Origin of the sequence: Pseudomonas sp. 14A, from assembly GCF_018132745.1 — a bacterium.
GTDB lineage: Bacteria > Pseudomonadota > Gammaproteobacteria > Pseudomonadales > Pseudomonadaceae > Aquipseudomonas > Aquipseudomonas mercuritolerans.
The window spans coordinates 477,859-498,710 of the sequence record NZ_JAGRQJ010000015.1; the positions used below are offsets into that span (position 1 = coordinate 477,859).

Below are 20,852 nucleotides of genomic sequence, written 5' to 3' on the forward strand. Positions count from 1 at the left end.
ATTCGCATCTAACCATGCCGATCAGCACCTATAAAGATTCGTGCGACACGGAGCGCTATCGATGTCCTCACGCCTTACCCGCCAGACTGCTTCCCCTTCCCGCGTACTGTCGCTGCTGACTGCGGCCATCCTCATGGCTGGCACCGCACCGCTGCTGGCGGCCGCCGAGCAACCGACACGCAACATGGGCGATTACGCGTTCGCCATCGGCCAGCAACCACTGGTTTCGGCACTGAATGCCTTTACCGCTGTGACCGGTTGGCAGGTCGGCCTGCCGGCCGAGTTGGGGCAGAACGTTTCGTCGCCGGGCGTGCGCGGTTCACTGCCGCCGGAGAAAGCCCTCGAGCGCCTGTTGGTGGGGACCAACCTGAGCTTCCGCAAACTGAGCAACAACAATGTCGTGCTGGAAAAACGCAACAGCAGCGGCACGCTCAATCTCGATCAGGTGACCATCAGCGCCACTCGCCAGGAACAGTCGGTCAACAGCGTGCCCTCGACGGTCAGCGTGCATGATCGCCAAGCGCTTGACCGCAACAACGTCAATACGATCAAGGATCTGGTGCGCTACGAGCCAGGCGTTTCCGTTGGCGGTGCCGGTCAGCGCGGCGGCATCAGTGGCTACAACATTCGCGGTATCGACGGCGACCGCATCCTGACCCAGGTCGATGGCGTGGAAATCCCCAACGGCTTCTTCAACGGCCCGTATGCCAAGAGCCAGCGCAACTACGTCGATCCGGAAATCGTCAAACGCGTGGAAATTCTGCGCGGCCCGGCCTCGGTGCTGTACGGCAGCAACGCCATTGGTGGCGCGGTCAGTTATTACACGCTGGACGCCGACGACATCATCAAACCGGGCAAGGACGTCGGCGCGCGCCTGAAAAGCGGTTACAGCTCCGCTGATGACAGCTGGCTGAAGTCCGCCACCGTCGCCGGCCGCAGCGGTGAGTTCGACGGCTTGCTGCATTACAGCCAGCGCGACGGACACGAAACCGAGTCCTTCGGCGGCAACAATGGCACCGGCCTTGCGCGCACCGCCGCCAATCCGGAAGACGTGCGCGCAACCAACGTCCTGGCCAAGCTCGGCTGGAACTACAACGACGATTCGCGCCTGGGCCTGACCTACGAAAAGTACAAGGACGATCGCGACACCGACCAGAAAAGTGCCTACGGCGGCCCGTACGCCAATGGTGCGCCGACCATCCCGAGCAGCGTCCTGCCCGGCGGTATGTATCAATGGCGCACCGGTAACGACACCATCACTCGCGAGCGTTTCGGCATCGAACACTCGTTCGCCCTCGACAGCCTGCTGGTCGATAACGTCAAGTGGAGCCTCAACCACCAGATCGCCAAGACCGACCAGAGCACCGAAGAGTTCTACTACCCCATCACTCGTAAAGTGCTGCGTACCCGCGACACGATCTACGAAGAAAAACAGTGGGTGTTCGACGCGCAACTGGACAAGGCCTTTGCCATCGGTGACACCGATCACCTGCTGACTTACGGCACCACGATCAAACAGCAGAAAGTCACCGGTTCACGCAGCGGCGACGGCACATGCCTGGCGGTCGGCCGTGGCTGCACGGCGATTGGCGCGACCAGTGCGGCGGATGTACTGGCCAAGGCCTCTGATTTCCCCGATCCGACCATCAACACCTACAGCCTGTTCGCCCAGGATCAGATCAGCTGGAACGACTGGACCTTCCTGCCGGGCCTGCGCTACGACTACACCAAGCTCAAGCCGCACATCACCCGGGAATTCCTCAACACCGTAAATGCCGATGGCAAAGGCACGGTCAGCGACAAGAACAAGACCTGGCACAAAGTCTCGCCGAAATTCGGCCTGACCTATGCGCTGACGGACAACTACACCTGGTACGGCCAGTACGCCGAAGGCTTCCGCACGCCTACGGCAAAATCGCTGTACGGGCGTTTCGAGAACAGCGCCACCGGCTATACCGTTGCGCCAAATTCTGGCCTCGAGCCGGAGAAAAGCAAAGGCTTCGAAACCGGCCTGCGCGGGAATTTCGAGCAGGGTTCGTTCGACGTCGCGGTGTTCTATAACAAGTACCGCGATTTCATCAACGAGGACGCGGTCAAGCCGGGCGATGATCGGTTGACCTTCCAGAGCAACAACATCAAGCGCGCCACGATCAAGGGCGCGGAAGTCAAAGGTCGCTTGAATCTGGACGCGTTCGGCGCGCCGCAAGGCCTGTATACCCAAGGTTCGATCGCCTACGCCTACGGGCGCAACAGCGACAACGGCGAGCCGATCAACAGCGTCAACCCGCTCACCGGCGTGTTCGGCCTCGGTTACGACCAAGACAACTATGGCGGTCTGCTGAGCTGGACCGTGGTGAAGAAAAAGGATCGCGTCGACGACAGCAACTTCAAGTCGCCGGACGGCGTCAGCAGCCAGTTCAAGACCCCGGGCTTCGGCATTCTCGATCTGGCCGGCTATTACAAAGTCAGCGACGACGTCACCGTCAGCGGCGGCGTCTACAACCTGACCGACAAGAAATACTGGCTGTGGGATGACGTGCGCGGTTACGACAGCGTCGGCGAAGCCTCGGTGACGCAACCGGCCAACCTCGATCGGCTGACCCAACCGGGACGCAACTTCGCGATCAACCTGATCTGGGACATCTGATCGGCCCGGCTCACTGCGTGCGTTCGCGCCACGCAGTGAGGTTTTTTTACTGTCCGCCGCCCGCCCGTACGTCTTGTTATCAAGCGCCTCATTTATCAAGGACACCCCATGACTGCCCCGGAAAAAGCCCTGCGTTCGCAACGCCTGAACCAGATCACCCATGAGCCGCACAGCAAACTCGATGCGCTGGTCAAAGCCCACGCACCATTCGAAACCCGCGCCAGCTTCGCCCGTTTCGTCGTCGCGCAATACCTGTTTCAGGCGGAACTGGTCGAGCTGTACAACGATGCCGAACTGACCGCGATCGTCCCGGATCTTCCAGCCCGTTGCCGCGCCGAAGCCGCCAGGGCTGACCTCGCCGACCTCGACACCGAAGTCCCGGCGCCGGTGGCCGGCGCGCTGAAAAACCCGAGCAAGGCGCGGGCGCTGGGCTGGATCTTTGTTTCCGAGGGTTCCAAGCTCGGCGCGGCGTTTTTGATCAAGCGTGCGGTGGCACTGGAGCTGAGCGAAACCTTCGGTGCCCGGCATCTGGCTGAACCGCAAGGTGGCCGCGCCGAGGGCTGGAAAAGCTTTGTGCGCACCCTCGATGCGTTGCCGTTTACCGTTGAGGAAGAGGCTGAAGTGGAGCAAGGTGCACTGGATGCGTTCAACCGCTTTACCGTGCTGCTGGAACGGGCTTATGCCATAGAAGCCGAAGTGGCCTGAAGCAACTCTTATCCCTTGTGGGAGCGAGCCTGCTCGCGAAGACGGCAGCACATTCAACATCAATGTGCCTGATCAACCGCTTTCGCGAGCAGGCTCGCTCCCACAGGGCTCACCACAAATCTGTAAGATCCCCGTTCCGCTTCAGAAGCCGCCGCTGAGCCCATGCCCACACCCGCCGCCTCAAAACTCGCCCGTCTGCTGTTCGGCCTGCTGGCCTATGTCAGTCTCGGCATTGGCCTGGTCGCCATTGTCGTGCCCGGCCTGCCGACCACCGAGTTCATCCTCCTTGCCGCGTGGGCCGCGACCCGCAGTTCGCCGCGCTTGAGTGCCTGGCTGGAAAATCACCGCCTGTTTGGGCCGTTCCTGAGTAACTGGCGCAACGGCAGGATCATCGCGCGCAAGGCCAAGCTCAGTGCCACCGTCAGCATGCTGCTGTGCGCAACGTTGATGCTGGTGATGCTCGATCACGGCTGGCCGATCTATCTGGCGATTGCCGGCATGGCCATGGGCAACCTGTGGATCTGGTCGCGCCCGGAGACGTCCGTCGCGGTAGTGAAACATTCCTGTAATTAAAGCCTTTTCAGCACTTTCCCCTGCGCAAACGTTTAGCGGCGACCGTCCGTCGGCAAGCGCCTCATGCCGTTTCGCTTAACGCCGATGAGCATTGAATGGCGCTGAATGGATTTGGCAAACCGGGCTCCCGGCCCAGCCACCTGTTTATTCCATTCGCGAGATCGCCCCATGTTCGACTCTCTGTCCATTCGCCTGAAAATCGTCCTGCTCTCCGGCCTGTGCCTGCTCGGAGTGGTGGTGCTGATCGTCAGCATGAACATCTACCAGACCAATCAGAACGACGCGCTGGTCAGTCAATCCAGCAACCAGTTGCTCACCGCCAGCGTGCAGAACCTGCTACAGGCCAAGGCCGCCGAACAAGCGGTGCGGGTGCAGAAAACCTTTGGCGAAAGCCTGCTGGTGGTCACCGCCCTCGCCGACCAGATCAAGGATCTGCGGACGATGGCCGCCAAGCGTTCACTCGAAGCCGGTGCCGTTCGGGAAGAGTTGAACCAGAATCTGAAAACCGCTTTCGAGCGCAACGATAAAGTCCTTGGCATCTGGCTGGCCTTCGAACCCAACGGCCTCGACGGCAAGGACAGCGAATTTGCCAACGATGCCGCGCGGCAGTCCAACGAAGCCGGGCGCTTCGCCTCGTACTGGAGCCGTGCCGCCGGCGCCGCGCTGAATACAATCATGGTCGAAGATGACCTGACCAAGACCACCCTCAGCGTCAGCGGCACGCCGTACAACAGTTGGTACACCTGCCCTCGCGACAACAAGCGCACCTGCCTGCTCGACCCGTATGCCGATACCGTCGGTGGCAAGGAAATGCTCATGACGACCATTTCCGTGCCAGTGATGGTCGACGGCAAAGCGATCGGTGTGGTCGGTGTCGACATCGCGCTCGACGCCCTGCAAGCCGCCGCCGTCGACTCGCAGCGCAGCCTGTTCAACAACGCCGGGCACATGCTGATCGTCTCCGGCAGCGGCGTGCTGGCGGCCGACAGTGCTGACGCGACGCGAGTCGGCAAAAAAATCGGCGACACCCTCGGCGCCGATGGCCAGGATGTATTGCAACTGGTCGGCAGCGGTACGGCGAAAATCCTCGAACAGGGCGAGCTGATTCGCGCGGTTTACCCGGTCGACCCGATCGGCAATTCGCGCGCCTGGGGCGTGGTCATCGACCTGCCCGAGCAGGTGCTGCTGGCCGATTCGGTGAAGCTGCAAGCGGTACTGGATGACGCACAACAAACCGGCGTGATCACTGCTCTGCTGGTGGCGGGCGTGGCCGGTCTGGTCGGCCTGCTGCTGATCTGGCTCACCGCCTCCGGCGTCACCCGTCCGATCAACAGCGTCGCCGAGATGCTGAAGAACATCGCCAGCGGCGAAGGCGATCTGACCCAGCGCCTGAACTACAGCAAGAAAGACGAACTGGGCGAACTGGTGAACTGGTTCAACCGCTTCCTCGACAAGCTTCAGCCGACCATCGCGCAGATCAAACAAAGCATCACCGAAGCGCGCGGCACGGCCGATCAATCGTCAGAAATTGCCCGCCAGACCAGCGAAGGCATGCATGTGCAGTTCCGCGAGATCGATCAGGTCGCCACCGCCTCCAACGAAATGAGCGCCACTGCCCACGACGTCGCCAACAGTGCCTCGAACGCAGCCAATGCGGCCAAGGGGGCCGATCAGTCGGCGAAGGACGGCATGGCGATCATCGAGCGCAGCACCCGCGACATCAATCAACTCGCCGATGAGGTCAGCAAAGCAGTGACCGAAGTCGAAGCGCTGGCGGTCAACAGCGAGCAGATCGGCTCGGTGCTGGAAGTGATTCGCAGCATCGCCGAACAGACCAACCTGCTGGCCCTCAACGCCGCCATCGAAGCCGCCCGCGCCGGCGAAAGCGGTCGCGGTTTTGCCGTGGTCGCCGACGAGGTGCGCAACCTGGCCAAGCGCACGCAGGATTCGGTGGAAGAAATCCGCATCGTCATCGAGCGCATCCAGACCGGCACCCGTGGCGTGGTCGCGACCATGCATTCGAGCCAGACCCAGGCGCACAACAATGCCGGGCAGATTCGTCAGGCGGTCGATGCACTGGGCAAGATCAGCGACGCGGTGACGGTGATCAGCGACATGAACCTGCAGATCGCCAGCGCCGCCGAAGAGCAGAGCGCGGTGGCCGAAGAGGTCAACCGCAACGTCTCGGCGATCCGCACCGTGACCGAAACCCTGACCGAACAGGCCACGGAATCGGCAGCGATCAGCAGCCAGCTCAACAGCCTGGCGAGCCAGCAGATGAAATTGATGGATCAGTTTCGCGTGTAACTATCCAGCATAAATCCCTGTGGGAGCGAGCCTGCTCGCGAAGAGGTCGTCATATCCAACATCGGTGTTGACTGACACGACGCCTTCGCGAGCAGGCTCGCTCCCACAGGGGAAACGGGTTCACACCCTGGTTTCATCTAAACCGCGATTCTTTTGCACTATCATCACCCTCTCGTTCCGGAGGGCCTTCGATGACTGATCTGCTCACGTCCATCCAAACCGCACTCGGCCTGCCTCACACGCCAATACCCTTCACCGGTGACGGCGCCCTGCCCTCGGCGTTCGCGGTCACCGAACTGGCCTGCGCCAGCATCGCCGCTGCCGGGCAAGCGCTCAGCGAATTGCTTCACCAGCAAACCGGGCACTTGCCTGCGGTTGCAGTCGACCGCCGTCTGGCCTCGTTGTGGTTTTCCACCTCGCTTCGGCCGATCGGCTGGCAGGTGCCGCCGCTGTGGGATCCCGTCGCCGGCGACTATGCGACCCGGGACGGCTGGATCCGTCTGCACACCAACGCCCCGCATCACCGCGTCGCCGCTGAACGCGTGCTCGGCGCCTGCGCCGATCGTGCCGCAATGGCGGCGAAAGTCGCACAGTGGGCGAGCGCGGAGCTTGAGCAGGCGGTGGTCGATGCCAAGGGCTGCGCCGCCGAAATGCGCAGTTGGACGCAGTGGCAGCAACATCCGCAGGGGCTGGCGGTGAATGCCGAAGCGCTGGTGCAATTCATCGAGCAGACGGACGAGAACCGCAGCCCATGGCAAGGCTCGATCGCACGGCCTCTGGCAGGGATCAAGGTGCTCGACCTGACCCGCGTCCTCGCCGGCCCCACCGCCAGCCGTTTTCTCGCCGGGCTGGGCGCCAACGTCTTGCGCATCGATCCACCGAGCTGGAACGAGCCCGGCGTGGTTCCGGAAATGACCGTCGGCAAACGCTGTGCGCGGCTGGATCTGCAAGTACCAGCGGATCGCGCAGTGTTCGAAGATTTGCTGAAAGACGCCGACATTCTGCTGCACGGCTACCGCGCCGACGCTCTGGAACACCTCGGCTTTGGTGTTGAGCGCCGTCGACAACTGGCACCTGGGCTGATCGATGTCTGCCTCAATGCCTACGGCTGGAGCGGCCCCTGGCAGAACCGCCGGGGCTTCGACAGCCTGGTGCAGATGAGCAGCGGTATCGCCGAGGCCGGACAGCGCTGGAAGCACAGCGACAAACCGACGCCGTTGCCGATGCAGGCGCTGGATCATGCGACCGGGTATCTGATGGCGGCAAGTGCGATCAGGCTGCTGACTGAACGACTGGCCAACGGTCGCGGGGGTTCGGCGCGGTTGTCCTTGGCACGGACGGCGAAACTGTTGCTCGAGCATGGGCCGGGGACGCATGACCCGCTGCGGGCCGAAGATGCGCTGGATCAGGATCCGGCGATTGAACACACCGCGTGGGGGCCGGCGCGGAGGTTGCGCGTACCGGTGCAGGTCAGCGGGACGGTGGTGCGGTGGGATTGGCCGGCCGTCGAATTAGGGTCACATCAGGCGCAGTGGTGATTTTGAGGCCGCCTTCGCGAGCAGGCTCGCTCCCACATGGATTCGCGTAGTCCTGTGGGAGCGAGCCTGCTCGCGAAGGGGCCTGCCCGGCCAAAGCAAACCCGCCTACAAACTCAACACCCCGCTATACAACCCATACGCCGCCAGCCCCGCCCCGATCACCACGCAGGCAAAAATTCCTTTCTCCACCGTAGTGAAAACCGGCTGGCCCTGTTCACGCTTGGCCTTGGCAAACAGAATCACCCCCGGCGCATACAGCAGCGCCGACAGCAGCAGATATTTCACCCCGCCGGCATACAACAGCCACACCGCGTAAACCAGGGCGATGCCGCCAATCAGCAGATCCTTGGTGCGCTCGGCCGACGCGTGCTCGTAGGTTTCGCCGCGCCCGCTGAGCAGTACCGCGTAGGCCGCTGACCACAGGTACGGCACCAGAATCATTGACGAGGCCAGGTAAATCAGACTGGTGTAAGTGCCCGCCGAAAAAAGCGTGATCAGCAGGAAAATCTGGATCATCACATTGGTCAGCCACAGCGCGTTGACCGGCACGTGATTGTTGTTTTCCTTCTTGAGGAACGCCGGCATGGTCTTGTCCTTGGCCGTGGCGAAGAGGATCTCCGCGCAGAGCAAAGCCCATGACAACAACGCGCCCAACAGGGAAATCGCCAGCCCGACGCTGATCAGCAACGCGCCCCACGGCCCGACGATGTGCTCGAGCACCGCCGCCAGTGAAGGGTTCTGCAGGTTGGCCAGTTCCGGCTGGCTCATGATCCCCAGCGACAGCACGTTGACCAGCACCAGCAGCGCCAGCACGCCGAGAAACCCGATCACCGTGGCGCGGCCGACGTCGCTGCGTTTCTCCGCGCGGGCCGAGTAGACGCTGGCGCCTTCGATGCCGATGAAGACGAACACGGTGACCAGCATCATGTTGCGCACCTGGTCCATCACCCCGCCGAAGTTGGGGTTGCTGCGGCCCCAGATGTCGCGGGTGAAGATGTCAGCCTTGAACGCGACGGCAGCGATGACGATGAACATGATCAACGGCACGACCTTGGCCACGGTGGTCAGCTGGTTGATCAGCGCCGCCTCCTTGATCCCGCGCATCACCAGAAAGTGCACCGCCCACAACAGCACCGAGGCGCAGCCGATGGCGATCGGCGTATTACCCTGGCCGAACACTGGAAAGAAATAGCCGAGGGTGCTGAACAGCAAAACGAAATAACCGACGTTGCCCAGCCATGCACTTATCCAGTAACCCCAGGCCGACGAAAACCCCATGTAGTCGCCAAACCCGGCCTTGGCGTAGGCGTAGACGCCCGAGTCCAGCTCCGGCTTGCGATTGGCCAGGGTCTGAAAGACGAACGCCAGGGTCAGCATGCCGATCGCAGTGATGCCCCAGCCGATCAGGATCGCCCCTGCATCGGCGCGCGCCGCCATGTTCTGCGGCAACGAGAAAATCCCCCCGCCGATCATCGACCCCACCACCAGCGCGATCAACGCACCAAGGCGCAGCTTTTGCGTCGGTTGCGACATGCAGATCTCCTTGAAAGAGTCGTTGTTGTTTATTTGTAACAACACCCGACTAAAAGCCTAAGGGTAGATGACGTTTATCAGGTAATGCCGAATCTCGCAGGGTTATATATAGCCGACCACGATAAGGCGTAGCACATTAAGTCAGTTTTGTGCACCGATCTTGATTATTCGATTCTGTGCTGAAAACAGATGACCGACATTTGCCAATCGCTGAAAAGCAACTAGCGTCATAGTTCGAAAGCATTAATAGCTATTCCCAAATGCGTCAGCGAAACGGCTCTGGAATGGGCCTTTGAGGTTACAGCGTCATGCCCCGCAACGAGTGGATAAGTCATTCATTAACAATGGAATGTGACCATGCACTGATCCATGTCAGCTGTTTGAACAGACAACGGTACTAGGCTGTGAGCTCTCCTTTCCTGCAATGGAGTCATGCAAATGTCTGAAGCGCCCGGAAAACTAAGACTCGGTGCACTGGTTGCACTGGTAGTCGGCTCAATGATTGGCGGCGGGATATTTTCGTTGCCACAAAACATGGCCGCCAGCGCCGACGTCGGTGCAGTGCTGATCGGCTGGGCCATCACCGCAGTCGGCATGCTCACCCTCGCATTTGTCTTTCAGACCCTCGCCAATCGCAAGCCTGACCTGGACGGCGGTGTCTACGCCTACGCCAAGGCCGGATTCGGCGACTACATGGGTTTCTCATCGGCCTGGGGCTACTGGATCAGCGCCTGGCTGGGCAACGTCGGCTACTTCGTTCTGCTGTTCAGCACCCTCGGCTATTTCTTTCCGATCTTCGGCGAAGGCAATACCCCGGCGGCGGTGATCGGCGCGTCCTTGCTGCTGTGGGGCGTGCATTTTCTGGTGTTGCGCGGGATCAAGGAAGCGGCGTTCATCAACCTGGTGACCACCGTCGCCAAGGTCGTGCCGCTGCTGCTGTTCGTGTTGATCGCAGTCTTCGCGTTCAGACTGGACATCTTCACCGCCGACATCTGGGGCGTGAAAAACCCTGATCTGGGCAGTGTGATGAACCAGGTGCGCAACATGATGCTGGTCACCGTCTGGGTGTTCATCGGCATCGAAGGCGCGAGCATCTTCTCTGCCCGCGCCGAGAAGCGCTCGGACGTCGGCAAGGCCACCGTGATCGGCTTCATCACCGTGCTGCTGTTTCTGGTGCTGGTGAACGTGCTGTCGCTGGGCATCATGACCCAGCCGGAACTGGCGAAACTGCAGAACCCGTCGATGGCCGCCGTGCTTGAGCATGTGGTCGGTCACTGGGGTGCGGTGCTGATCAGCGTCGGCCTGATCATCTCGCTGCTCGGTGCGCTGCTGTCGTGGGTGCTGCTATGTGCGGAGATCATGTTCGCCGCCGCCAAAGACCACACCATGCCGGAGTTCCTGCGCAAGGAAAACGCCAACCATGTGCCGGTCAACGCCCTGTGGCTGACCAACGCGATGGTGCAGGTGTTCCTGATCATCACCCTGTTCTCGGCCAGCACTTACCTGTCACTGATCTACCTCGCCACCTCGATGATTCTGGTGCCGTACCTGTGGTCGGCGGCCTATGCCCTACTGCTGGCGGTGCGCGGCGAGAGCTACGAAGGCTTTGCCGCCGAGCGGCGCAAGGATCTGATCATCGGCGGTATCGCCCTGATCTATGCGGTGTGGTTGTTGTACGCCGGCGGGGTCAAGTACCTGCTGCTGTCGGCCCTGCTCTATGCGCCCGGCGCGATCCTGTTCGCCAAGGCCAAGCTGGAACTCAAACAACCGGTTTTCACCAACGTCGAGAAGCTGATTTTCGCCGCAGTGGTCGTGGGCGCCGTGGTGGCGGCCTACGGTCTCTACGATGGCTTCCTGACGCTGTAACCCCTGATTGAATTGTCATCTGGAGGAACACAGAAATGACCACGGAAAAAGTGAAGTACGGCGTCCACTCCGAAGCCGGGAAACTGCGCAAAGTCATGGTTTGCTCCCCAGGTCTGGCCCATCAGCGGCTGACCCCGAACAACTGCGATGAACTGCTGTTCGATGACGTGTTGTGGGTGGCGCAGGCCAAGCGCGACCATTTCGACTTCGTCACCAAGATGCGCGAGCGCGGCATCGACGTGGTGGAAATGCACAACCTGCTGACCGACATCGTCGCCATTCCCGAAGCGCTGGACTGGATTCTTGAGCGCAAGGTGACGGCCGACTCGGTGGGCCTGGGCCTGATCAGCGAAGTGAAATCCTGGCTGAAAAGCCTCGAGCCACGGCACATCGCCGAATTCCTGATTGGCGGCGTCTCGGCCGATGATCTGCCGGACAGCTTCGGCGGCAAGACCATCCAGATGTTCCGCGATTTCCTCGGCCACTCCAGCTTCATCCTGCCGCCGCTGCCCAACACCCAGTTCACCCGCGATACCACCTGCTGGATCTACGGTGGTGTGACGCTGAACCCGATGTACTGGCCGGCGCGCCGTCAGGAAACCCTGCTGACCACCGCCATCTACAAATTCCATCCGCAGTTCACCAACGCCGAATTCGAGATCTGGTACGGCGACCCGGACAAGGATCACGGCAACTCTACCCTTGAGGGCGGCGACGTCATGCCGATCGGCAACGGCGTCGTACTGATCGGCATGGGCGAGCGTTCATCGCGTCAGGCCATCGGCCAACTGGCGCTGAACCTGTTCAACAACAAGGCGGTGGAAAAAGTCATCGTCGCCGGCCTGCCGAAGTCCCGCGCGGCAATGCACCTGGACACCGTGTTCAGCTTCTGCGACCGCGACCTGGTGACGATTTTCCCGGAAGTGGTCAACCAGATCGTCGCCTTCACCCTGCGCCCAGACGAAAGCAAACAGGGCGGCATCGACATCCGCCGCGAAGAAGGCAGCTTCCTCGACACCGTCGCTGCGGCGCTGAATCTGCCGAAACTGCGCGTGGTGGAAACCGGCGGCAACAGCTTTGCCGCCGAACGCGAGCAATGGGACGACGGCAACAACGTGGTGGCCATGGAACCGGGCGTGGTCATCGGCTACGACCGCAACACCTACACCAACACCCTGCTGCGCAAGGCTGGCGTGGAGGTCATCACCATCAGCGCCGGCGAACTTGGTCGCGGCCGTGGCGGCGGCCACTGCATGACCTGCCCGATCATCCGCGACCCGATCGATTACTAATCTTTGAGCCTTCGCCGCGACTTATCGAGCGCGGCCAAGGGGATAACCGAAACCCAAGGAGATCCATCATGGCTTTTAACATTCACAACCGTAACCTGCTCAGCCTGGAACACCACACCCCACGTGAGCTGCGTTACCTGCTCGACCTGTCCCGCGATCTGAAACGCGCGAAATACACCGGCACCGAGCAACAGCATCTGAAGGGCAACAACATCGCCCTGATCTTTGAAAAAACCTCGACCCGCACCCGTTGCGCCTTCGAAGTGGCGGCCTATGACCAAGGCGCCAACGTCACTTACATCGACCCGAACTCGTCGCAGATCGGCCATAAAGAGAGCATGAAAGACACCGCCCGCGTGCTCGGGCGCATGTACGACGCCATCGAGTACCGTGGCTTCAAACAGGAAATCGTCGAGGAGCTGGCCAAGTTCGCCGGCGTGCCGGTGTTCAACGGCCTGACCGATGAATATCACCCGACCCAGATGATCGCCGACGTGCTGACCATGCGTGAACACGCTGACAAGCCGATCCATGAAATCAGCTACGCCTACCTGGGCGACGCGCGCAACAACATGGGCAACTCGCTGCTGCTGATCGGCGCCAAGCTCGGCATGGACGTGCGCATCTGCGCGCCAAAAGCACTGTGGCCGCTGGACGATCTGGTGGCGCGCTGCAAAAAATACGGTGAGGAAAGCGGCGCACGCATCACCCTCACCGAAGATCCGAAAGAAGCGGTCAAAGGCGTCGACTTCATTCACACCGATGTCTGGGTATCGATGGGCGAACCGGTGGAAGCCTGGGCCGAGCGTATCCAGCAACTGCTGCCGTATCAGGTCAACGCCGACCTGATGAAAGCCACCGGCAACCCGCGTACCAAGTTCATGCACTGCCTGCCGGCCTTCCACAACAGCGACACCAAGGTCGGCAAACAGATCGCCGAACAATATCCGCACCTGAAAAACGGCATCGAAGTGACCGACGACGTGTTCGAGTCGCCAGCCTGCATCGCCTTCGAGCAAGCGGAAAACCGTATGCACACGATCAAGGCGATTCTGGTCTCGACCCTGGCTGATCTCTGACGCCACAGCGCTCCCACTGAAGGAACCGGAAACCCAATGTGGGAGCGAGCCTGCTCGCGAAAGCGTCAGATCAGACAACATCACTGTTGAATGACATACCGCATTCGCGAGCAGGCTCGCTCCCACAGGGATTCCGGTTCCGACAGGGGGATCGAATCGTTTGTCATTCCTCTGCTTAGAAGGATTGCACCATGCGTATCGTCGTAGCCCTGGGCGGTAACGCCCTGCTCCGCCGTGGTGAGCCGATGACCGCTGACAATCAGCGCGCCAACATCCGCATCGCCACCGAGCAAATCGCCAAGATCCATCCCGGCAACCAACTGGTCATCGCTCATGGCAATGGCCCGCAAGTCGGCCTGTTGTCGCTGCAAGCGGCGGCCTACACCTCTGTCACTCCGTACCCGCTGGACGTGCTCGGCGCTGAAACCGAAGGCATGATCGGCTACATCATCGAACAGGAACTGGGCAACCTGCTCGATTTCGAAGTGCCGTTCGCCACCCTGCTCACCCAGGTCGAAGTCGACGCCAACGACCCGGCCTTCAAGAATCCGACCAAACCGATCGGCCCGGTGTACGAGAAAGCCGAAGCGGAAAAACTCGCCGCCGAAAAAGGCTGGGCGATTGCCCCGGATGGCGACAAATTCCGCCGCGTGGTGGCCAGTCCACGGCCGAAGCGCATCTTCGAAATCCGCCCGATCAAGTGGCTGCTGGACAAGGGCAGCATCGTCATCTGCGCCGGTGGCGGCGGGATTCCGACCATGTATGACGAGCAGCGCAACCTCAAGGGCATTGAGGCGGTGATCGACAAGGATCTGTGTTCGTCGTTGCTTGCCGAGCAACTGGAAGCCGACCTGCTGGTGATCGCCACTGACGTCAACGCAGCGTTCATCGATTACGGCAAACCAACCCAGAAAGCCATCGCCGAAGCGCACCCGGACGAACTCGAACGCCTCGGCTTCGCCGCCGGCTCCATGGGACCGAAGGTGCAGGCAGCCTGCGAATTCGCGCGCCATACTGGCAAGGTCGCGGTGATCGGTTCGCTGGCCGATATCGAAGCCATCGTCCAGGGCACCGCCGGTACGCGGGTCAGCACGGCGAAGCCGGGGATCAGCTACCGATAACAATAAACGCCGGGGCAGGCTCAAGGCCTGCCCCGCCTCCATGCCTTGAAAGGAGTAGCTCAATGGCCCAGTTCGAACCCGGTCACCTGCACATCGAGCGGCACGCGTTGACCGACGATGACGTCAATTACAACGTGCATCTGGACTATGAAGTGTTCACCGATCCGCAGAAAGGCAAAGGTATTCAGTTCACCCTGCACGGCAGCATGCAGGGCAAGGACATGAAGGAGACGTTTTTCCTGCCCAAGGAAGAAGCCTACAACTTCGCCCGCGATGTCACGCGGATCGCCGAGAAGTACGGAATTCCCAAGACCCACAGCCAGATCGGCTCGGTGCACAAGCATTACGATCTGATGTTTGAAGACATTCGGCAGAAGTTGAATATGCAGTCGGGGGATCCGGTGAACCTCGAGCATTTCGAATAAAAATCAAAAGCCCCTCACCCTAGCCCTCTCCCGGAGGGAGAGGGAACCGATTGGGGATGCTGCAGCATTGCGTCGACCTGATCCTGCATCACTGAATCCATAATCGCCCGGTACTTTCAGGTCGATGCATAACCCCAGACACCTCGGTCGGCTCCCTCTCCCTCCGGGAGAGGGCTGGGGTGAGGGGGCGGCGCTGGCGACATTTCAAAAAGCGTCCCGATCCGGCTTTACCGAATCCATAGCCGCCCGGTACTTTCAGGTCGATGCATAACCCCAGACACCTCGGTCGGCTCCCTCTCCCTCCGGGAGAGGGCTGGGGTGAGGGGGCTTTTGATTTAAGGCATACTTGCCCCCCTCCGCTCTGCAGATCACTGAACCGCCCCATGCGTATTCACGTCAGTTTCATCGACCGCGTCGGCATCACCCAGGAAGTCCTGGCCATCCTCGGTGGGCGCAATCTCAATCTGGATGCGGTGGAGATGATCCCGCCGAACGTCTACATCGACGCGCCGACCCTCAGCCCGCAAGTGCTCGAAGAACTGAAAGATGCGCTGTTTCGCGTGCTCGGCGTGGAAGCGGTGACCGTGGTCGATATCCTCCCCGGCCAGCGCCGGCACTTGCAGCTCGATGCCCTGCTCGCGGCAATGACCGACCCGGTGCTGGCCCTCGACAGCGCCGGCAAGGTGCTGCTGGCCAACCCGGCGCTGATTGCCCTGTACGGTCGCGAACCGGCCGGCGAAAGCGTCTCGGCGCTGTTCAACGATCCCGGTCTGCTCGACACCCTGCTGGAAAACGGCTTTCGCCTGCCGCTGCGCGAGATCACCGTCAACGGCCAAACCCTGCTGCTCGACGCCACGCCGATCACCGACGCCGGCGCCCTGCTGACCCTGTATCAACCGAACCGCATCGGCGAACAACTCTCGGCACTGCATCACGATCACGCCGAAGGCTTCGACGCCCTGCTCGGCGAGTCTCCGGCGATTCGCACACTCAAGGCCCGCGCGCAACGCGTCGCCGCCCTTGATGCACCGTTGCTGATTCAAGGCGAAACCGGTACCGGCAAAGAATTGGTGGCCCGTGCCTGTCACGCGATCAGTGCGCGGCACAGTGCTCCTTTCCTGGCGTTGAACTGCGCAGCGCTGCCGGAAAACCTCGCCGAAAGCGAACTGTTCGGCTACGCCCCCGGCGCCTTCACCGGCGCGGCGCGTGGCGGTAAACCGGGGCTGATGGAACTGGCCAACCAGGGCACGGTGTTCCTCGATGAGATCGGCGAGATGTCGCCGTACTTGCAGGCCAAACTCCTGCGTTTTCTCAACGACGGCAGCTTCCGCCGCGTCGGTGGTGATCGGGAAGTAAAGGTCGACGTGCGCATCCTCAGCGCGACCCATCGCGATCTGGAGAAAATGGTCAGCGAAGGGCTGTTCCGCGAAGACCTGTTCTATCGCCTCAACGTGCTCAACGTCGAAGTGCCGCCGCTGCGTGAACGCGGTCAGGACATTCTGCTGCTGGCGCGCTACTTCATGCAGCAGGCCTGCGCGCAGATCCAGCGCCCGGTCTGCCGCCTGGCGCCCGGCACTTATCCGGCGCTGCTCGGCAATCGCTGGCCGGGCAACGTGCGGCAGTTGCAGAACGTGATTTTCCGTGCGGCGGCGATTTGCGAGAGCAGTCTGGTCGATATCGGCGACCTCGACATCGCCGGCACTTCAGTGGCGCGCCAGGCCGATACCGACGTCGACAGCCTCGAGCAAGCGGTCGAATCGTTCGAAAGAGAGCTGCTCGAGAAGCTCTACGTCAGCTATCCCTCGACCCGGCAACTGGCGAGCCGCTTGCAGACCTCCCATACCGCAATTGCCCATCGCCTGCGCAAATACGGCATTCCCAATAAACCGTGACTACCGCGCATCCCTATTGCAGGAAATTCCCCATGTGGGAGCGAGCCTGCTCGCGAAAGCGGTCTATCAGCAAAATAGCTGGCGCCTGACACACCGTATTCGCGAGCAGGCTCGCTCCCACAGGATTTATGGCGGATTCGAAATCCGTCCAAAAAGACCTCCACCTGTACCGAAAGCGCTACAGCGGAACGATATCGATACACCCGCCTGTGACCAGCGCTGCGCAACGCTTTGATCCGGTTCAGCTTTTCTCCTCGCCCCACGCTGTAGCGATTTCGCTACAGGCGCGACCTGCCGACAATCACCTAAAAACGCCAACCCATTGATTTATTTAGATAAATCAACCTTGGCCGCATTCTTGCTACCTGCCTCCTCATCTATTAAGGGCTTCCCCGCCCCAAGCTTTCCACCGCGTCCACCAGACGAGTCTGGCCCCTGAGGAGTTTCCATGAGCGAGTTGCGTTTTACTGAAGATCACGAATGGCTGCGCACCGAAGCCGACGGCAGTGTCACTGTCGGCATCACCGCATTCGCGCAGAACGCCTTGGGCGACGTGGTGTTCGTGCAACTGCCTGAGCTGCAGGCTTACGAAAAAGGCGCTGAAGCCGCCACCGTGGAATCGGTGAAAGCCGCCAGCGGCGTGTACATGCCGCTCGATGGCGACGTGCTGGAAGTCAACCCGGCGCTGCAAGACGCCCCGGAACTGGTCAACGAAGATCCCCTGGGCGAAGGCTGGTTCTTCCGCTTCCAGCCAAGCGATGCCGCCGCTGTCGGCAAACTGCTTGATCAGGACGCTTACGACCGTCTGATCAAAGCCCAAGCCGAAGCCTGAGGAGTTACACCATGACCGCCATCAATCTCGGCACCGCCAACGAATTCATCGCCCGTCACATCGGCCCGCGCGCCGGTGACGAGCAAGCCATGCTCAACAGCCTCGGCTTCGATTCCCTCGAAGCCTTGAGCGCCAGCGTGATTCCGGAAAGCATCAAGGGCACCAGCGTGCTGGGCATGGACGATGGCCTCAGCGAGGCCGACGCCCTGGCGATGATCAAAGCCATCGCTGGCAAAAACCAACTGTTCAAAACCTACATCGGCCAGGGCTACTACAACTGCCACACGCCGTCGCCGATCCTGCGCAACCTGCTGGAAAACCCGGCCTGGTACACCGCTTACACTCCGTACCAGCCAGAAATTTCCCAGGGCCGTCTCGAAGCGCTGCTGAACTTCCAGACGATGATCAGCGACCTCACCGGCCTGCCGATCGCCAACGCCTCCCTGCTCGACGAAGCCACCGCCGCTGCCGAAGCCATGACCTTCTGCAAACGCCTGAGCAAGAACAAGGGCAGCCACCAGTTCTTCGCCTCGATCCACAGCCACCCGCAAACCCTCGACGTGCTGCGCACCCGTGCCGAGCCGCTGGGCATTGACGTTGTGGTCGGCGATGAGCGTGAACTGACTGACGTGACGCCGTTCTTCGGCGCACTGCTGCAATACCCGGCGAGCAACGGTGATGTATTCGACTACCGCGAGCTGACCGAGCGCTTCCACGCCGCCAACGCTCTGGTGGCCGTGGCCGCCGACCTGCTGGCCCTGACCCTGCTCACCGCACCCGGTGAATTCGGCGCCGACGTCGCCATCGGTTCGGCGCAACGCTTCGGCGTGCCGCTGGGCTTCGGTGGCCCGCACGCCGCTTACTTCTCCACCAAAGATGCGTTCAAGCGCGACATGCCGGGCCGTCTGGTGGGTGTCTCGGTTGACCGTTTCGGCAAACCGGCGCTGCGTCTGGCGATGCAGACCCGCGAGCAACATATCCGCCGCGAGAAGGCCACCTCGAACATCTGCACTGCGCAAGTGCTGCTGGCCAACATCGCCAGCATGTACGCCGTCTACCACGGCCCGAAAGGCCTGACCCAGATCGCTAACCGTGTGCATCACCTGACCGCGATTCTGGCCAAGGGCCTGACCGCGCTGGGCGCTCAAGTCGAGCAGGCAAACTTCTTCGACACCCTGACCGTCGCCACCGGCGCGCACACCGCTGCGCTGCACGACAAAGCGCACGCTGCGCAGATCAACCTGCGCGTGATCGACGCTGAACGTCTGGGCCTGTCGGTCGACGAAACCACTACTCAAACTGACATCGAAACACTGTGGGGCCTGTTCGCCGACGGCAAGACCCTGCCGGATTTCGCTGCGCTGGCCGCCTCGGTGCAGAGCACCATTCCTGCTGCGCTGGTGCGCCAGTCGCCGATCCTCAGCCACCCGGTGTTCAACCGTTATCACTCGGAAACCGAGCTGATGCGCTACCTGCGCAAACTGGCGGACAAGGACCTGGCACTGGATCGCACCATGATCCCGCTGGGCTCGTGCACCATGAAACTCAACGCCGCCAGCGAAATGATCCCGGTGACCTGGGCTGAATTCGGTGCACTGCACCCGTTCGCCCCGGCCGCACAAAGCGCGGGTTACCAGCAACTGACCGATGAGCTGGAAGCGATGCTCTGCGCCGCCACCGGTTACGACTCGATCTCGCTGCAACCGAACGCCGGTTCGCAAGGTGAATACGCAGGTCTCCTGGCGATCCGCGCCTACCACCAGAGCCGTGGCGATGAGCGCCGCGACATCTGCCTGATTCCGTCGTCGGCCCACGGCACCAACCCGGCCACCGCACAAATGGCCGGTATGCGCGTAGTCGTCACCGCATGCGATGCCCGTGGCAACGTCGACATTGAAGACCTGCGCGCCAAGGCCATCGAGCACCGCGAACACCTCGCCGCGCTGATGATCACATACCCGTCGACCCACGGCGTGTTCGAGGAAGGCATCCGCGAGATTTGCGCGATCATTCACGACAACGGCGGCCAGGTGTATATCGACGGCGCCAACATGAACGCCATGGTCGGCCTCTGCGCACCGGGCAAGTTCGGCGGCGACGTTTCGCACCTGAACCTGCACAAAACCTTCTGCATCCCGCACGGCGGTGGCGGCCCGGGCGTTGGCCCGATCGGCGTCAAATCGCACCTGACCCCGTTCCTGCCGGGCCACGGCCAGATGGAACGCAAGGAAGGCGCGGTCTGCGCGGCGCCGTTCGGCAGCGCAAGCATTCTGCCGATCACCTGGATGTACATCCGCATGATGGGCGGCGCTGGTCTGAAGCGCGCTTCGCAACTGGCGATCCTCAATGCCAACTACATTTCCCGTCGCCTCGAAGAGCATTACCCAGTGCTGTACACCGGCAGCAACGGCCTGGTGGCGCACGAGTGCATTCTTGATCTGCGTCCATTGAAAGACAGCAGCGGCATCAGCGTCGATGACGTCGCCAAACGCCTGATCGATTTCGGTTTCCACGCGCCGACCATGTCGTTCCCGGTCGCTGGCACGCTGATGATCGAGCCGACCGAAAGCGAGTCCAAGGAAGAACTCGATCGCTTCTGCGACGCGATGATCCGCATCCGCGAAGAAATCCGCGCAGTGGAAAACGGCACGCTGGACAAAGAAGACAACCCGCTGAAAAACGCCCCGCACACCGCAGCGGAACTGGTCGGCGAATGGACTCACCCGTACAGCCGCGAGCAAGCGGTGTACCCGGTCGCGTCGCTGATCGAAGGCAAATACTGGCCGCCGGTCGGCCGTGTCGACAACGTCTTCGGCGATCGCAACCTCGTCTGCGCCTGCCCGTCGATCGAAAGCTACGCTTAAAGGAATGAAGGGGCTGAATATCGGCCCCGATTTCAGCAACATCCTAGATCCCCCTGTGGGAGCGAGCCTGCTCGCGAAGGCGCCATTTCAGTCAACGTAAATGGTGGCTGGTCCGACGCTTTCGCGAGCAGGCTCGCTCCCACGAGGGATCTACACCGATTTCAAAAACTGCGCCAAT

Annotated in this window: 14 protein-coding genes and 1 pseudogene; 14 read left to right on the plus strand and 1 reads right to left on the minus strand. The window is 61.4% G+C overall.

Annotation, left to right across the window (positions count from 1 at the left end; translation table 11 throughout):
* Window positions 1-61: 61 nt before the first annotated feature.
* The 5 genes from PS14A_RS19055 to PS14A_RS19075 all read left to right on the plus strand — a co-directional run bounded on the left by PS14A_RS19055 (window position 62) and on the right by PS14A_RS19075 (window position 7,770).
* Window positions 62-2,647 carry a TonB-dependent receptor gene (locus PS14A_RS19055; RefSeq protein ID WP_212616977.1) on the plus strand — a complete coding sequence of 862 codons (2,586 nt, stop codon included), beginning with the start codon at window positions 62-64 and terminating at the stop codon, window positions 2,645-2,647.
* Between the two features lie 108 nt (window positions 2,648-2,755).
* Window positions 2,756-3,352, plus strand: coding sequence for a biliverdin-producing heme oxygenase (locus tag PS14A_RS19060; RefSeq protein WP_130909464.1), 597 nt, complete (start codon window positions 2,756-2,758; stop codon window positions 3,350-3,352).
* Between the two features lie 162 nt (window positions 3,353-3,514).
* Complete coding sequence (locus tag PS14A_RS19065; RefSeq protein WP_212616978.1) at window positions 3,515-3,925, plus strand: YbaN family protein; 411 nt, start codon at window positions 3,515-3,517, stop codon at window positions 3,923-3,925.
* A 168-nt stretch (window positions 3,926-4,093) separates the two neighbouring features.
* A complete protein-coding gene (locus PS14A_RS19070) occupies window positions 4,094-6,232 on the plus strand; it encodes a methyl-accepting chemotaxis protein (RefSeq protein ID WP_212616979.1) in 2,139 nt (712 codons plus the stop codon).
* A 191-nt stretch (window positions 6,233-6,423) separates the two neighbouring features.
* Complete coding sequence (locus PS14A_RS19075; RefSeq protein WP_212616980.1) at window positions 6,424-7,770, plus strand: CoA transferase; 1,347 nt, start codon at window positions 6,424-6,426, stop codon at window positions 7,768-7,770.
* A 105-nt stretch (window positions 7,771-7,875) separates the two neighbouring features.
* Here the strand turns inward: PS14A_RS19075 and arcD (PS14A_RS19080) are convergent, their stop codons facing one another.
* Window positions 7,876-9,303 carry an arginine-ornithine antiporter gene (gene arcD / locus PS14A_RS19080; RefSeq protein WP_073472012.1) on the minus strand — a complete coding sequence of 476 codons (1,428 nt, stop codon included), beginning with the start codon at window positions 9,301-9,303 and terminating at the stop codon, window positions 7,876-7,878.
* A gap of 438 nt (window positions 9,304-9,741) precedes the next feature.
* On the opposite strand from arcD (PS14A_RS19080), the gene arcD (PS14A_RS19085) reads away from it, so the two are divergent.
* The 9 genes and pseudogenes from arcD (PS14A_RS19085) (at window position 9,742) to gcvP (ending at window position 20,674) form a co-directional block, all read left to right on the plus strand.
* A complete protein-coding gene (arcD, locus tag PS14A_RS19085; RefSeq protein WP_016773517.1) occupies window positions 9,742-11,169 on the plus strand; it encodes an arginine-ornithine antiporter in 1,428 nt (475 codons plus the stop codon).
* Window positions 11,170-11,204: 35 nt separating this feature from the next.
* On the plus strand, window positions 11,205-12,461 hold the full coding sequence (arcA, locus tag PS14A_RS19090; RefSeq protein ID WP_016773516.1) for an arginine deiminase: 1,257 nt from the start codon (window positions 11,205-11,207) through the stop codon (window positions 12,459-12,461).
* A gap of 68 nt (window positions 12,462-12,529) precedes the next feature.
* The gene (locus PS14A_RS19095) at window positions 12,530-13,540 is read left to right on the plus strand and encodes an ornithine carbamoyltransferase (protein ID WP_024014074.1); all 1,011 of its coding nucleotides are present in this window, start codon (window positions 12,530-12,532) and stop codon (window positions 13,538-13,540) included.
* Between the two features lie 38 nt (window positions 13,541-13,578).
* Window positions 13,579-13,668 (plus strand): annotated as a pseudogene (locus PS14A_RS26840) (metal ABC transporter ATP-binding protein); the annotation flags it as partial.
* 63 nt (window positions 13,669-13,731) lie between these two features.
* A complete protein-coding gene (gene arcC / locus PS14A_RS19100; RefSeq protein ID WP_024014075.1) occupies window positions 13,732-14,661 on the plus strand; it encodes a carbamate kinase in 930 nt (309 codons plus the stop codon).
* A 62-nt stretch (window positions 14,662-14,723) separates the two neighbouring features.
* Entirely contained in the window at window positions 14,724-15,086 is a 363-nt protein-coding gene (locus PS14A_RS19105) for a DUF5064 family protein (protein ID WP_042607276.1), read from the plus strand.
* 383 nt (window positions 15,087-15,469) lie between these two features.
* Window positions 15,470-16,978 carry a sigma-54-dependent transcriptional regulator gene (locus PS14A_RS19110; protein ID WP_073472002.1) on the plus strand — a complete coding sequence of 503 codons (1,509 nt, stop codon included), beginning with the start codon at window positions 15,470-15,472 and terminating at the stop codon, window positions 16,976-16,978.
* Between the two features lie 448 nt (window positions 16,979-17,426).
* Entirely contained in the window at window positions 17,427-17,810 is a 384-nt protein-coding gene (gene gcvH / locus PS14A_RS19115) for a glycine cleavage system protein GcvH (protein ID WP_039758162.1), read from the plus strand.
* 11 nt (window positions 17,811-17,821) lie between these two features.
* A complete protein-coding gene (gcvP, locus tag PS14A_RS19120; RefSeq protein WP_212616981.1) occupies window positions 17,822-20,674 on the plus strand; it encodes an aminomethyl-transferring glycine dehydrogenase in 2,853 nt (950 codons plus the stop codon).
* Window positions 20,675-20,852: the final 178 nt, after the last annotated feature.